Raw genomic sequence first — 12,846 nt, 5'->3', positions numbered from 1 at the left:
GCAACGAGGCGTCACTCCGCCCGTGTTCCGACAGCCGGGTGCGGCGCCCGGCCACCGCCAACCGGGTCCGCGTCCGCGGTGCCGCTCCGGGAACCCGCCCCGACGACCAGCCAGACGACCAGCGCGCAGACCGCGAATCCTGATCCCAGGAGGCTGGAGCCCGTCCAGCCGTAGGCCGTGAAGGTCGCCGTGGTGGCCGCCGCGCCGAGGGCGGAGCCCAGTGAATAGAAGACCATGTAGCCGCCGATGACGCTGCTCAGGCGATCCGGACAGGTAGCCGTGAGCACGTGCTGGTTGCTCACATGCACGGCCTGGACCGCGAAGTCGAGGGCCACGATTCCGATGATCAGGAGCCACAGGGACCACGGGAGCTGGGCGATCGCCGCCCACGAAAGGATCAGGAGGGCGAGCGCGACGCCGCTGACCGGGGTCGCGCGCCCGGAGTCCGCCCACCGTCCGGCGCGCGCCGCGCCGAGTGCGCCGGCCAGGCCGGCGATGCCGAACAGCCCGATCTGCGTCTCGCTCAGCTGCCAGGGCCCGGCCGCCAGGGGCGTGGACAGCCCGCTCCACAGGGTTCCGAACGACGCGAACAGGAAGAACGCGATGAGGCCGCGCGTCAGGAAGGTGCGCCGGCCCAGCAGCCGGCCCAGCGAGGAGGCGGCCTCGCGGTACTTCGCGGGGGACGTCGCACGCGGGTCCGGGGGCAGTACGGCCGGCACCAGGGCCGCGAGCCCGAGGGCAAGCACCGCGAGCACGACGTAGACGCTGCGCCACCCCCACACTTCGGCGAGCGCGCCGGTGGCGACCCGCGCACCCAGAATGCCGACCACGACGCCCGAGGTCACCACCCCGATGTTCCGTCCGCGTTCGGCGGGAGGGGAGGCCGACGCCGCGTAGGCCACCGCGATCTGCACCACGACCGCGAACACCCCGGCCGTCGCGAGCCCCGCGAGCGCCTGCCACGCCGCCGACGACAGGGCCGTGAGCATCATGCCCACCGAGATGACCGCCAGGTGCACGACGATGAGGCGGCGTCTGTCAGCCACATCGCCGAGCGGCACCAGCAGCAACAGGCCCGCCACATAACCGAACTGACCGGTGGCCACGAACCAGCCGGTGAGCCGAGCCGGAACACCGAGGTCGCGTCCCATCGGCTCCAGGACCGGCTGCGCGGCGTAGACGCTCGCCACAGCGACACCGCACACCACCGCCAGCAGCGCTCGATGCCTTGCGTTCATCACGACCCCACTCGATCGGTAGCATTTTGCAACTGTTTTGACGCTACGGCATGATGGTTTCAATCCGCAACTCCTTGGGAGGTGTCATGACAGGCGCACCCCCGCGCACCCCGGACGCACCGTGGTCGGATCCCGACTGCCCCGTCGCCCGCACCCTCGACCTCGTCGGCGACCGATGGAGCCTGCTCGTCATCCGTGACGCGATGGACGGCGCGGCCTCGTTCACCGAGTTCCGACGGCGTACGGGCATCGCGCGCAACATCCTCACCGACCGCCTCCGCAAGCTCCTCGCCCACGGAGTCCTCGTCCAGCGCACCGCACCGTCGGGCCGCCGCCAGGAGTACGCCCTCACCGACGCCGGCCGCGCCCTGTTCCCGGTCATCCTCACGCTGCGCCAATGGGGTGAGCGGCACGCTTTCGCGCCGGGCGAGCCCCATTCCGTCCTGGTCGACCGGCACGGCAACCCCGTACCGGACCTCACGCCGACCGGCGCGGACGGCGCCCCCCTGGGCAGCGACACCACCCATGTACAGAGGACCCGGTAGGCATCGACGGTCTCGCCCACCCCGCCCCGCGCACCGCGGACGTCGCACCGGCGTGCGGATCGCCCTGGCCATGGCGCTGACCGCGATCCCCGCCGTGGTCGCCCCCAACACCGGACAGGCGGCCATGGCCTCCGGCCTCGGCGATCCGCCGGTCGACGGGAGCGACCCCCACGAGGGCCTGGATCCTGGCTTCACGACCGCGTGGGAGCAGGCCGCGGCGACCCCCGAGTTCCGGGCGGCGCGGGAACACGAGCGTGACCGCGTCTACGTCGCCCCCTCGGTGTCCCGGGCGAAGAGCGATGGGCCGCGGGTGCTCGGGCGGTTCGCCCACTACGACGCCATCGTCATGCACGGCGGCATCCCCCATCGGGCGCGGGACTCTCCTTCGGGCCGGATGGCCGCCCGGACGCTGTTCGTCAGCGGCGACTCGTACGCCTCGTCCTGCTTCTCGACGGCAACCTCGACAACCGGACCGGCCATCTGGTCAAGAACGTGGAGACCCCGCCACGGCGCCGCATGCCCGTCGCGCTCGCCCGACGGCACCCGGATCGCCTCCAAGAGGAGGGTCCGCGCGGGCACCGGAACCCGTGGCGACTGCACGTACTGGACCTCCGACCCCTGCGTGAGACTCCCGTCGCCGAGACCCGCAGCGCCGACGACCAGGCGGCACGGCTGGACGCCTCGACCCTCGTGTACGCCCTTCCGGGCCGGGCCAAGGGCACCTCGGACGTCTGGACCGTCCCCGTCGGCGCCCGGCCACCGGGCCGAGCCCGCTCCGAGCGATGCCTCGTCACCTTCCATGGCCGCGCCGGGCGGCTGATCGGTGGCGGCCCGGACCAGGGGCGTCACGCGCGGGTGCGGATCAGCTCCGCAGCGGCAGCAGCCGGGGCACGGCTCTGACGTAGACGACCATGCCGATCACCTCGACCAGGGTCTGGGTGACCACGACCACGGCGGCGACGGCGAGCGTGTCCGGCAGCGCCAGGGCGAGGGGCAGGACGACCAGGGAGTTGCGGGTCGCGCCCGTGAAGACGATCGCCCGCCCGGCCGGGGCCTCCAGGCGGAACAGGCGGGTGACACCGAGCCCAGCGAACGCCATCACGACGAGGAAGAGCACATAGAAAGGCACGACACGGCCCACGTTCGCGAGGCTGCCGGCGTCGCCGAGCTTCGGTACCTGGGAGGCGACCACGGTGAGCAGGACGGCGGCCATCAGCGGCACCATGGCCGTGCCCATCGCGTCGGCGGTCCGCCGCCCGGCCGGGCGGCGTGCTGCCCACGCCTGGGTGAGCCAGGCCAGCGTGAGCGGGATGACGATCAGCACGACGAACGCCTCGACGAACGGTCCGGCCTCCACCACGTCGGCCAGGTCCGGGCCCAAGAACAGGAACAGATAGACCGGCAGCAGCACCATCTGGGCGAGCAGCAGCAACGGGGTCGCGGCGAGCAGGCGTTCGCTGCTGCCGCCGGCGAGCCCGCTGAAGACGATCACGTAGTCGACGCACGGGGCCAGGAGGACCAGCAGCACGCCGAGGCGGACCGCCCGGTCGTCCGGGAGGAAGCCGAACATCGCGGCGACCACCAGCGGCACCACGACGAAGTTCACCACCAGCGTCGCGGCCAGGAAGCGGCCCGCCCGCACCGAACGGAACAGTTCGGCGGCGGGCACTTGCAGGAACGTCACGTACAGCAGGGCGGCCAGCACCGGGTTGATCGCGTGCTCCAGGCCCGGCCCCGCACCGGGCGTGGCCCGGCCCACCAGGCCACCGGCGACCAGTGCCCCCACATAGACCGCGACCTGGTGGCGTTCCAGGGCTGCGACCAGGCCCGATGGCGACGACAACGTACGTACTCCTTGCAGAGGGGGGGGTAGGACGGCGGTGACCCGGTAGACCACCCGATGAGTTCTCCCACCGGACGCAGTCTGTACCTATGTCCATCGACCGGACTCTCCCGGGGAGAGCATCATGACCGCTACCTACACCTTCGACGTGTTTTCCAGCCTCGACGGTTTCGGCTCCTACAACGGAAACGGCGACTGGGGCGGCTACTGGGGCAAGCAGGGACCCGAGCTGCTCGACCACCGGCTGTCGCTGTACGGCGCGGAGCAGCGGATGGTCTTCGGGGCCCATACCTATCGGGAGTTCGTGCGGCTGCTGGGCCCGAGCACGGAGGAGTCCGGCGTGGGTGACGCATGGGTCACGCGGATGAGGAGCCTGCCGACGACGGTGGTGTCGACCACGCTCGAGGAACCCCTCGACTGGCCGGACGCGACCGTAGCGAACGGCGACGCCGTCGATATCGTCACCCGTCTCAAGGAAGAGTCCGATGTGCCGTTGCGCTCGCACGGCAGCCTGTCGATGAACCGGGCGCTGATGGCCGCCGGCCTGGTCGACCGTGTCCAAGTGACGCTCTTCCCTGTCATCACCGGTCGGACCGGTACGGAACCGGTCCTGCGGGGTGCGGCCGACTTCGACCTCGAACTGATCGGGAGCCGGACGCTCGACGGCCGTACCCAGGAGCTCACCTACCGGCCCACCCGGCACTGACCCGCGCGGACCCGCACCGGTTCGTGCGGGGTGGCGCACCGACTCAGGCGCGGCGGGTCCGCCAGAGCCTGCGGTCGGCGGGGAGTGCGGAGCTCTCCCGCTCGACGGCGGAGTAGGTGTGTACGGGGTCGGCGAAGGTCTTCATGCGAGGTCTCCGTGGGAGGGGTGCGGGGTGGCGAGGAAGGCGTCGACCGCGTCGCGGAAGCCGGGCCAGACGCGGGTGAACTCGTCGAGTGCGGCACGCCCCCCGTCGGTGAGCGCGTAGTAGCGGCGGGGCGGTCCGGAGTCGGACTCCTGCCAGGTGGTGGTGACCAGGTCGTCGCGGCGGAGCCGGGAGAGCAGCGGGTAGACGGTGCCCTGGCTGGTGGCCAGGGCACCGGAGTCCTCAAGGGCGTGGAGGAGTTCCACGCCGTAGCGGGGGCGGTCCCGCATCAGCGCGAGTACGCAGTACTCCAGGACGCCCTTGCGCAACTGCGCGGCCGCCCGTGCCTGCTTGGCTGCATCACCGGGTTCCATGCGATGCAAGATACCTTGCGGAGCATGTGGACCGGGAGCGGGGATCGCCCTTCCGGTGAGGACGTCGGGGCTCGCCGAGCGGCCCTGGCGAGAACATCTGAATGGTGGTTCACTTCATTCATGGCCTACCGCAAGACACCGGCCGAGCTCCGTCGGCTCGAAGCCGCCCGGGAGCATCTGGTCGCCCGCGCCACCGAGGTCGTGGCCGAGGTGGGCTGGGCGCAGGCGTCCGTGACCGCTGTCGCCGACGCGGCCGGGATCGCCGCGGGCTCCGTCTACCAGCACTTCTCGTCCAAGTCCGCGCTGGCCGTGGAGGTCTTCCGGCGCGCCGCGCAGCGCGAGGTGGATGTCCTGGGTGAGGTGCTGGAGGGCGACGGCGACCCCGCCGGGCGGTTGCGCCGGGGAGTGGTGGTGTTCGCCCGCCGCGCCCTGGAGAACCAGGGTCTGGCGTACGCGCTGCTCGCGGCGCCGGCCGAACCCGCCGTCGGCGCGGAGCGTCTCGACTTCCGGCGCCGCTACCGCGCGCTGTTCGCCGCGGTGATCGGCGAGGGGGTCGCCGCGGGCCTGCTGCCGGACCAGGACGCGGAGATCACCGCGGCGGCGCTGACCGGCGCCGTCGGAGAGGTCCTCGTGTACCCGCTGAGCACCTCGGCCGTATACGACACGGACCGGCTCGTCACCCGTCTCACCGCCGTGGCCCTGCGCTGTGCGGGCGCGGCCCCTGACCGTTCCGCTGCGCTCTGACCCGGGCCGCGCCCTCTCGTCCCCGTACCCCGTGTGCCGCAACCCGCCGTCCCGTCTCCCGGAGGAGAACCGATGCCCACGCCCACCGGACCGCGCAGCAACCCGACCGCCGTGACGCACGAGGTGACGAACCAGCCGCCTCCGCTCACCGGTCACGACGCCGCCGACGACGCGGTGCTGCTCGACGGGATAAGCCGCGAGGGCGCCGCATGGCACCTGGACGAGCTGCACCGCTTCGGCCGCTACGTCGGCAGCCAGGAGGCGCAGCACTGGGCCGACCAGGCCAACCGCCACGAGCCGGAGCTGCGCACCCACGACCGCTTCGGCCACCGGATCGACGAGGTCGAGTTCCACCCCGCCTACCACTCGCTGATGGACGCCTCGGTGCGGGCGGGGCTGGCGGGCGCCGCCTGGGCCGACGAACGCCCCGGGGCCCATGTCGCCCGCGCCGGCGGCTTCATGCTGGCCACGATGCTGGAGCAGGGCCACCTCTGCCCGGTCTCGATGACGTACGCCGTCGTCCCGGCGCTGCGCCGCTCCCCCGACCTCGCCAAGACGTACGAACCGCTGTTGACCAGCCGTGTGTACGAGCCCGGGCTGAGCGCCCCCGCGACCAAGCGCGGCCTGCTCGCCGGCATGGGGATGACGGAGAAGCAGGGCGGCACCGATGTGCGCGCCAACACCACGGCCGCCGCCGAGCAGGCCGACGGCACCTGGCGGCTGCGCGGGCACAAGTGGTTCACCAGCGCGCCGATGAACGACCTCTTCCTGGTTCTCGCCCGGTCGCCCGGCGGACTGTCGTGCTTCCTGGTGCCGCGCGTGCTGCCGGACGGGAGCCGGAACACCTTCCGCATCCAGCGGCTCAAGGACAAGCTCGGCAACCGCTCCAACGCTTCCAGCGAGCCCGAGTTCGACGACACCGTGGCGTGGCTCGTCGGTGACGAGGGCAAGGGGGTGCGCACCATCATCGACATGGTGACGATGACCCGGCTCGACTGCGTGCTCGGTTCCGCCGCCGGCACCCGTGCCGCGCTCGCGCAGGCGGCCCACCACGCGCGCCACCGCTCGGTGTTCGGTGCCCGGCTGATCGACCAGCCCCTGATGCGCAACGTCCTGGCGGACCTGTCCCTGGAGTCCGAGGCCGCCACGACCCTGGCCCTGCGCCTGGCGGGGGCCGCCGACCGCGCCCACCGGGGCGACGACGGGGAACGCGCCTTCCTGCGCCTGGCCACGGCCATCGGCAAGTACTGGGTGTGCAAGCGGCAGCCGGTGGCAGTGGCCGAGGCGCTGGAGTGCCTCGGCGGCAACGGGTACGACGAGGCGTCCGGGATGCCGCGGCTGTACCGCGAGGCCCCGCTCAACGGCATCTGGGAGGGCTCCGGCAATGTCAACGCCCTCGACATGCTGCGGGCGTTGACGCGGGAGCCCGCGTCGCTGGAGGCCTTGCACGCCGAGATCGATGCGGCGGCGGGGGCGGACGCGCGCCTCGACGCGGCCTGGCGGGAGCTGCGGGCCGAGCTCGCGCGCCCGGAGGACGCTCAGCTCCGGGCCCGCCGGGTCGTCGAACGGGCCGCTCTCGTGCTCCAGGGCTCGCTGCTGGTGCGCCACGCACCAGCGGCGGTGGCCGACGCGTTCTGCGCGTCCCGCCTCGCCGGGGACCAGGGGCTCGCCTTCGGCACGCTTCCCGCGGGCACGGACTTCGCGGCGCTGCTGGGGCGGCTGCCCGCCTGACGGGGAGCGGGCGGGGGCGGCGGAGACCTCACTCGCCCGCCGGGTGGGCCGTGCCGGCGGCCCGCTGCCGTTCCGTCAGGGGCCGTCGTCCGCGTGGCGGAGGTAGGCGTCCAGCTCGGCGGCCCCGGCCAGCATCGCCCTCCCCCGCGCGGCCAGCCGGGCGTGCCAGTCCCGCAGGGCGGCCGCCAGCGGCTCCAGACCGCCGGCCGCCCGGACCTGGGCGATCAACGGTGCGATCTGCTCAAGGCGGTAGCCGCCCCGCCTGAGCTGGTGGGCCAGTCCGGCGTCCCGTACGTCGGCCTCGGTGTACACCCGGTAGCCGGTCCGCGGGTCGCGGCGCGGGGTCACGAGACCGGCGCGCTCCCACTTCCGCAGCGTGGCGGGCCTGATTCCCAGCTTCCCGGCCAGCGGTCCCACGAACATCCCGCCGGGGCTCGCCGCGTCGTCGGGCGCGGGCGCGACGCCGGGCCCCAGATCGCCGAGGGCCCTCTCGACCGCTCGCAGGGTGCGCCGGTCCTCCAGGAGCTGGGCGTGGCTCTCGTCGACGATACGGAACGCCTCCTCCTGATCGTCGCGGTTCACCGCCCGCATGATCGACGCCGCGGTCCCGTGCCCGTGCCCGGGGACCAGCGCGAGGAACGCCGCGAGGGCGTGCGCGTGCAGCGGCGCGTAGGTGCGGTAGCCGTGGAGGGTGCGCCCGGCGGCCGGGAGGATCCCCGCCGCCTCGTAGTTCCTGACGGCCTGCGTCGACAATCCGTGCCGACGGGCCAGGTCGACGGGCCGGAGTCGTCCTGCTGTTTGAGGGTTCTGCCTCATGGATCCCAAGGTATCGCGTAAAAGTCTCCACCGAGGGTTCAACGATACGGTTGAAGCCATGGCCAACGACATCAAGGACATCGCCCACGCCGTCGACGCGGCTTCCGTCATGAGGCTGTTCGCCTCGCCGCCCCGCGTACTGACGCTGGGCGAGCCCACCCACGGGGTGGACGCCCCTCTCCTTCTGCGCAACGCGCTCTTCCGACAGCTCGTCGAACGGGAGGGCTACCGGACCATCACCATCGAGAGCGACTGTGTGGCGGGACTGCTGGTGGACGACTACGTGACGACGGGCGCGGGGACGCTCGACGGGGCAATGGAGCGGGGGTTCGGCCACGGACTCGGCGAGTCGGCGGCCAATCGTGAACTGGTGGGCTGGATGCGCGCGTTCAACGACGGCAGGCCCGCGTCCGACCGGGTCCGCTTCGCCGGCTTCGACGGGCCGCTGGAGATGGCTTTCGCGGCGAGCCCGCGCGAGGCCCTCACCTCGCTCCACCGCGTTCTCGCCGACCACGTGGACCCGGGCCTGCTCCCCTGCACCGCCGGAACGCTCGACCGTCTCCTCGGCTCCGACGACCGGTGGACCGACCCGGCGGCGATGCTGGACCCGTCCGCGTCCTTCGGGCGGTCGGCCGAGGCCGGGCAACTGCGCCTGCTCGCCGATGACCTGGGCGCGCTGCTCGACGCGTGGACGCCGCACCTGATCGCGGTGACCTCGCGGGACGCGTTCGACCGGGCGCTGCTGTACGCACGGGCCGCCTCGGGGCTGCTGCGGTACCACTTCTGGATGGCGGACACGTCACCGAGCCGGCTGTCACGGCTGACGGGCCTGCGGGACCAGATGATGGCCGGCAATCTCCTCGCTCTCGCCGAGCGGGGGCCGGTTCTGGCGCACGCCCACAACAGCCATCTCCAGCGGGACATCAGCTCGATGCGGATGGGCGGACGACGGCTGGAGTGGTGGAGCGCGGGCGCCGTGGTCGAGGCCCGCCTGGGCGAGGAGTACGGCTTCCTGGCCACCGCCTTCGGCACGATGAGGCACCAGGGGGTCGACGTTCCCCCGCCGGACACCCTCGAAGGAACCCTGTACGCGCTCCCGGAGGAGCGCTGCCTGGTGGACGCCTCCGAACTGGCCGCCGTCCTCGGCGTCACGGGCCCCGTCCGCCGCACATCCCCGTACTTCGGGTACGCCCCGCTCGACCCGGCACACCTGGCCCGCGTCGACGGAGTCGTGTTCATGAAGGACGTCCCGGAGGGCTGACAGACGCCCCTGACGCCGTGACGCCCGCCGGAGGTCCCCCGTCCCCTGCTCCGCCCACCCGGACGGGGGAATCTCCGCACGGAGAGGAATAGTCGGGCCGGGCCGTTGTTGATCCCACCATGACTTCTGAGATTTCCGGAACGGGCAGGACTTTCGGGCGTGTGGGGATCTGGAGCGGCGCCCTGCACGCTTCACGGGTGGACGACGCGGGCGGGAAGGCGATCGCGGAGGCGCTCGCCGAGCTCGAAGCGCTGGGGTACGGCACCGTCTGGATCGGGGGCAGTCCGACGCCCGAGGACGCGGCGGCCGTCGTGGCCGCCACCCGGTCGATCACGGTGGCCACCGGCATCCTGTCCATCTGGAACCACACGGCCGAGGAGGCCGCGGCCGCGATCGCGGCGATCGGTCCGGAGGCGCGCGATCGCTTCGTCCTCGGCCTGGGCGTCAGCCACGGTCCGATGGTGCCGCAGTACGCGAAGCCGTACAGCGCGATGGTGTCGTACCTCGACGCACTCGACTCCGCCGAACCGTCCGTGGGCTCCGGCCATCGGGTCCTGGCGGCTCTCGGTCCGAGGATGCTGAAGCTCGCGGCCGGCCGGTCGCTGGGGGCGCACCCTTATCTCGTCACCACCGAACACACCGCGGAGGCCCGTGAGGCGCTCGGCCCCGACGCGCTGCTCGCCCCGGAGCTGACGGTGGTGATGGACACCGACCTCGACCGGGCGCGCACCACCGCGCGGACGATGCTGGGGATGTATCTGCGGTTGCCCAACTACACCGACAACCTGCTGCGTCTGGGGTTCACGGAAGGCGACTTCGACGGCGGCGGCAGCGTCCGTCTGCTCGACGCCCTCTTCGCGCTGGGCGACGCCGGGCAGGTGAGGCGCCGGACCCGGGAGTACCTCGACGCCGGCGCCGACCATGTGGCGTTGCAGGTGCTCACCGCCGACGAGGGCGGCGCCGGCCTGCCGCGTGCCGCGTGGCGTGAGCTGGCCGAGGCTTTCGGCGACGAGCTCTGACGGCCGCGGACCCGGTCCGTCAACACGTGGCACCCATCCTCCCGTTCGGGTGACGTGCGGCGTGTCGGGAGGATCGCGGGACGGCTCTGGGCAGCCTCCGTGCGACCGATCGTGGAGGGGGAGTCGTGGGAGTGGCACGTGAGTACGGGCGCACCATCAGTGAGGGTCCGACACCGGCCGATGCGGCGGGAGCGCCCGCCCTGCCCTATCCGAGCGGCTGGTCCGCCCTGGCCTTCTCGCACGAGCTGCGGCCGGGCACCGTGCTCACCCGGCCGCTCGCGGGGCGCGACGTCGTCCTGTACCGCACCGGCACGGGGGCGCTCCGCGCCGTCCGTCCGTACTGCCCGCACCTGGGGGCCCATCTCGGTCTGGCGAAGGTCGAGGGGGAGGACCTCACGTGCCCCTTCCACTTCTTCTCGTTCGGCCCCGACGGCACCTGTGTGCGCACGGGGTACGGCACGCCGCCGCCCCGGTCCCCGCTGACGCAACTGCCCGTCCAGGAGGTGAACGGGGGCGTCTTCGTCTGGCGGCACCACGACGGCCGGGATCCGGACTGGTCCGTCCCGCAGTGGCACGAGATCGGGCACAGGCCCGCCCGTACGGCCGCCTGGGAGCTGGCCGGCAACGTCCAGGAGGTCATCGAGAACTCGGTCGACCTCGGGCACTTCGCCACCCTGCACGGCTGGGCCAAGGCCGAGATCGACGGCCCCGTGGCGTACGACGACGCGACGTTCCATGTCGCCATGCGGGCCCACGAGTCGGCGCCGCTCGTGGGCGACTTCACCGTGGACGTGAAGGTGGACGGCTACGGACTCGGGTGCCTGCACGCCGACGTCCACACGCCGCGCTTCGGACTGCGGATGTGCACGATGGTGATGCCGACGGCCATCGGACCCAACCGGATGCAGTTCCGCCAGCTGAACCGCATCGCCTTCGACGAGCCGGGCCGACTGCCGCCCGGGCTCGCCCGGATCGTCAGCCGTACCGCGGCGCGGCTCCTGGACCGCCCCGTCTTCCGGTCCAGTTGCGAGTTCACCGCCGCCGACTTCCCGATCTGGCACCACAAGCAGTATCAGCAGCCGCCCCGGCTGGCTTCCGGTGACGGACCGATCGGCCCGTTCAGGCGCTGGGCCAAGCGGTTCTATCCGGAGGCGCCGGGCAGGTCCGCGGTGCCCCGGCCCCACCGCACCGAGGGCGAGGACAGCGCCGTTCTCTCCTGACGTGTGCCGAGTGCCGGCCTGAGCCGGTCCGGCTCCGCCCGCGCGCCTCGCCGGTCCGTCCCGAGCCCTCGCTCCGTCCTTCCCGAGCCCTCGCTCCGGCGTTCCCGAGCCCCTTGCCCCGGCCTTCGCGTGCCCCTTCCCGGGCACCGCCGACGCCGGGGCTCCGCACTTCGGGCGCGATTCGGGCGGTGATCACGGTGAAGCGGGCAGCCCCGGCGACCGGACCGATGACCGTCCTCGGCCTGACCAGCACCGTCATACTCGGGAAACGGGCACGATCGGGCTGAGGGGATCTGGTGAAGCGGCTGGTAGTCGCCCCGGGACTGCTTGTACAAACGACACATGAGCCCGAACGGACAGACGGGTTCCGCCCGTAGCGGGCCCAGCAGCGACCAGGGAAGTGCGCCGTGGACACCGAGGAACGCCGTCGGGGAATTCTGGACACGGCCCGGCGGGAGGGGTCGGTCGGGGTGAACGCCCTCGCGGACCTGTTCAAGGTGGCCAAGGAGACCGTCCGCCGCGATCTGCATGTGCTGGAGGAGCACGGACTCGTCCGCCGGACCCACGGCGGCGCCTACCCGGTGGAGTCGGCCGGCTTCGAGACCACGCTCGCCGTCCGCACCACGCGCAACGTTCCGCAGAAGTCGCGGATCGCGACCGCCGCCGCCGATCTGCTCGGCGACGCCGAGACGGTCTTCGTCGACGAGGGCTTCACCCCGCAGCTCATCGCCGAGGCGCTCCCCCAGGACCGGCCGCTGACCGTGGTCACCGCTTCCCTGGCCGTCGCCACCTCCCTCGCCGGGGCCGAGAAGACCTCGGTGCTGCTGCTGGGCGGCCGGGTACGCGGCTCGACGATGGCGACCGTCGACCACTGGGCCTCCCGGATGCTCGCGGACTTCGTCATCGACCTCGCGTATCTCGGAGCCAACGGCATCTCCCGCGAGTACGGCCTCACCACCCCGGATCCCGCCGTCGCCGAGGTGAAGGCGCAGGCGCTCCGCAGCTCGCGGCGCAGGATCTTCGCCGGGATCCACAGCAAGTTCGGTGCGGTGAGCTTCTGCCGGTTCGCCGGGGTCGGCGACTTCGAAGCGATCATCACCGACGCGGGGCTCTCCTCGGCCGAGGCCCAGCGGTACTCCCTCCTGGGACCCCAGGTCATCCGCGTCTGACCGGCCCCGTCAGCCCGGCCGACCGCCCCTGTCCGACC

At 72.6% G+C, this 12,846-nt stretch carries 14 protein-coding genes and 1 pseudogene; 10 read left to right on the top strand and 5 right to left on the bottom strand.

Annotated elements, in window-relative coordinates:
• Positions 1–11 precede the first annotated feature (11 nt).
• Positions 12–1,238, bottom strand: coding sequence for an MFS transporter (locus HET64_RS10090; protein WP_215103957.1), 1,227 nt, complete (start codon positions 1,236–1,238; stop codon positions 12–14).
• 86 nt (positions 1,239–1,324) lie between these two features.
• Here HET64_RS10090 and HET64_RS10085 point away from each other — a divergent pair, with 86 nt between their 5' ends.
• Positions 1,325–1,783, top strand: a complete 459-nt coding sequence (locus tag HET64_RS10085; protein WP_215103949.1) for a helix-turn-helix domain-containing protein — start codon at positions 1,325–1,327, stop codon at positions 1,781–1,783.
• Positions 1,764–2,081: pseudogene (locus HET64_RS40050) on the top strand (chitosanase); the annotation flags it as partial. The gene HET64_RS10085 and the pseudogene HET64_RS40050, both read left to right, overlap by 20 nt.
• Before the next feature lie 32 nt (positions 2,082–2,113).
• Here the strand turns inward: HET64_RS40050 and HET64_RS38955 are convergent.
• Entirely contained in the window at positions 2,114–2,263 is a 150-nt protein-coding gene (locus HET64_RS38955; protein ID WP_251145098.1) for a hypothetical protein, read from the bottom strand.
• 12 nt (positions 2,264–2,275) lie between these two features.
• Between HET64_RS38955 and HET64_RS10075 the strand changes: the two genes are divergently transcribed.
• The gene (locus HET64_RS10075) at positions 2,276–2,683 is read left to right on the top strand and encodes a hypothetical protein (protein WP_251145097.1); all 408 of its coding nucleotides are present in this window, start codon (positions 2,276–2,278) and stop codon (positions 2,681–2,683) included.
• On the opposite strand, the gene HET64_RS10070 is transcribed toward HET64_RS10075, so the two are convergent.
• Positions 2,646–3,626, bottom strand: coding sequence for an arsenic resistance protein (locus tag HET64_RS10070; protein WP_215103947.1), 981 nt, complete (start codon positions 3,624–3,626; stop codon positions 2,646–2,648). The genes HET64_RS10075 and HET64_RS10070 overlap by 38 nt on opposite strands.
• A 124-nt stretch (positions 3,627–3,750) precedes the next feature.
• Between HET64_RS10070 and HET64_RS10065 the strand changes: the two genes are divergently transcribed.
• On the top strand, positions 3,751–4,332 hold the full coding sequence (locus HET64_RS10065; RefSeq protein WP_215103945.1) for a dihydrofolate reductase family protein: 582 nt from the start codon (positions 3,751–3,753) through the stop codon (positions 4,330–4,332).
• 141 nt (positions 4,333–4,473) lie between these two features.
• On the opposite strand, the gene HET64_RS10060 is transcribed toward HET64_RS10065, so the two are convergent.
• Positions 4,474–4,848 (bottom strand): PadR family transcriptional regulator, encoded by a 375-nt coding sequence (locus HET64_RS10060; protein WP_215103943.1) that lies wholly within the window; start codon positions 4,846–4,848, stop codon positions 4,474–4,476.
• A gap of 120 nt (positions 4,849–4,968) precedes the next feature.
• Between HET64_RS10060 and HET64_RS10055 the strand changes: the two genes are divergently transcribed.
• Both HET64_RS10055 and HET64_RS10050 read left to right on the top strand, forming a co-directional pair.
• Positions 4,969–5,592 carry a TetR/AcrR family transcriptional regulator gene (locus HET64_RS10055; protein ID WP_215103941.1) on the top strand — a complete coding sequence of 208 codons (624 nt, stop codon included), beginning with the start codon at positions 4,969–4,971 and terminating at the stop codon, positions 5,590–5,592.
• Positions 5,593–5,664: 72 nt separating this feature from the next.
• The gene (locus HET64_RS10050) at positions 5,665–7,323 is read left to right on the top strand and encodes an acyl-CoA dehydrogenase family protein (RefSeq protein ID WP_215103939.1); all 1,659 of its coding nucleotides are present in this window, start codon (positions 5,665–5,667) and stop codon (positions 7,321–7,323) included.
• Positions 7,324–7,398: 75 nt separating this feature from the next.
• Here HET64_RS10050 and HET64_RS10045 read toward each other — a convergent pair whose 3' ends face one another.
• Positions 7,399–8,139 carry a TioE family transcriptional regulator gene (locus tag HET64_RS10045; protein WP_215103937.1) on the bottom strand — a complete coding sequence of 247 codons (741 nt, stop codon included), beginning with the start codon at positions 8,137–8,139 and terminating at the stop codon, positions 7,399–7,401.
• A 58-nt stretch (positions 8,140–8,197) separates the two neighbouring features.
• Between HET64_RS10045 and HET64_RS10040 the strand changes: the two genes are divergently transcribed.
• The 4 genes from HET64_RS10040 (at position 8,198) to HET64_RS10025 (ending at position 12,808) form a co-directional block, all read left to right on the top strand.
• Positions 8,198–9,400, top strand: coding sequence for an erythromycin esterase family protein (locus tag HET64_RS10040; RefSeq protein WP_215103935.1), 1,203 nt, complete (start codon positions 8,198–8,200; stop codon positions 9,398–9,400).
• Between the two features lie 119 nt (positions 9,401–9,519).
• A complete protein-coding gene (locus tag HET64_RS10035; protein WP_215103933.1) occupies positions 9,520–10,419 on the top strand; it encodes a TIGR03620 family F420-dependent LLM class oxidoreductase in 900 nt (299 codons plus the stop codon).
• Positions 10,420–10,544: 125 nt separating this feature from the next.
• Positions 10,545–11,639, top strand: coding sequence for a Rieske 2Fe-2S domain-containing protein (locus HET64_RS10030; RefSeq protein WP_215103931.1), 1,095 nt, complete (start codon positions 10,545–10,547; stop codon positions 11,637–11,639).
• A 407-nt stretch (positions 11,640–12,046) separates the two neighbouring features.
• Positions 12,047–12,808 carry a DeoR/GlpR family DNA-binding transcription regulator gene (locus HET64_RS10025; protein ID WP_215103929.1) on the top strand — a complete coding sequence of 254 codons (762 nt, stop codon included), beginning with the start codon at positions 12,047–12,049 and terminating at the stop codon, positions 12,806–12,808.
• Positions 12,809–12,846 lie beyond the last annotated feature (38 nt).

Source organism: Streptomyces sp. McG3, from assembly GCF_018619185.1.
Lineage (GTDB): Bacteria > Actinomycetota > Actinomycetes > Streptomycetales > Streptomycetaceae > Streptomyces.
The sequence above is the reverse complement of the archived record's forward strand: the minus strand, read 5'-3'. Positions and strand labels throughout refer to the sequence as shown.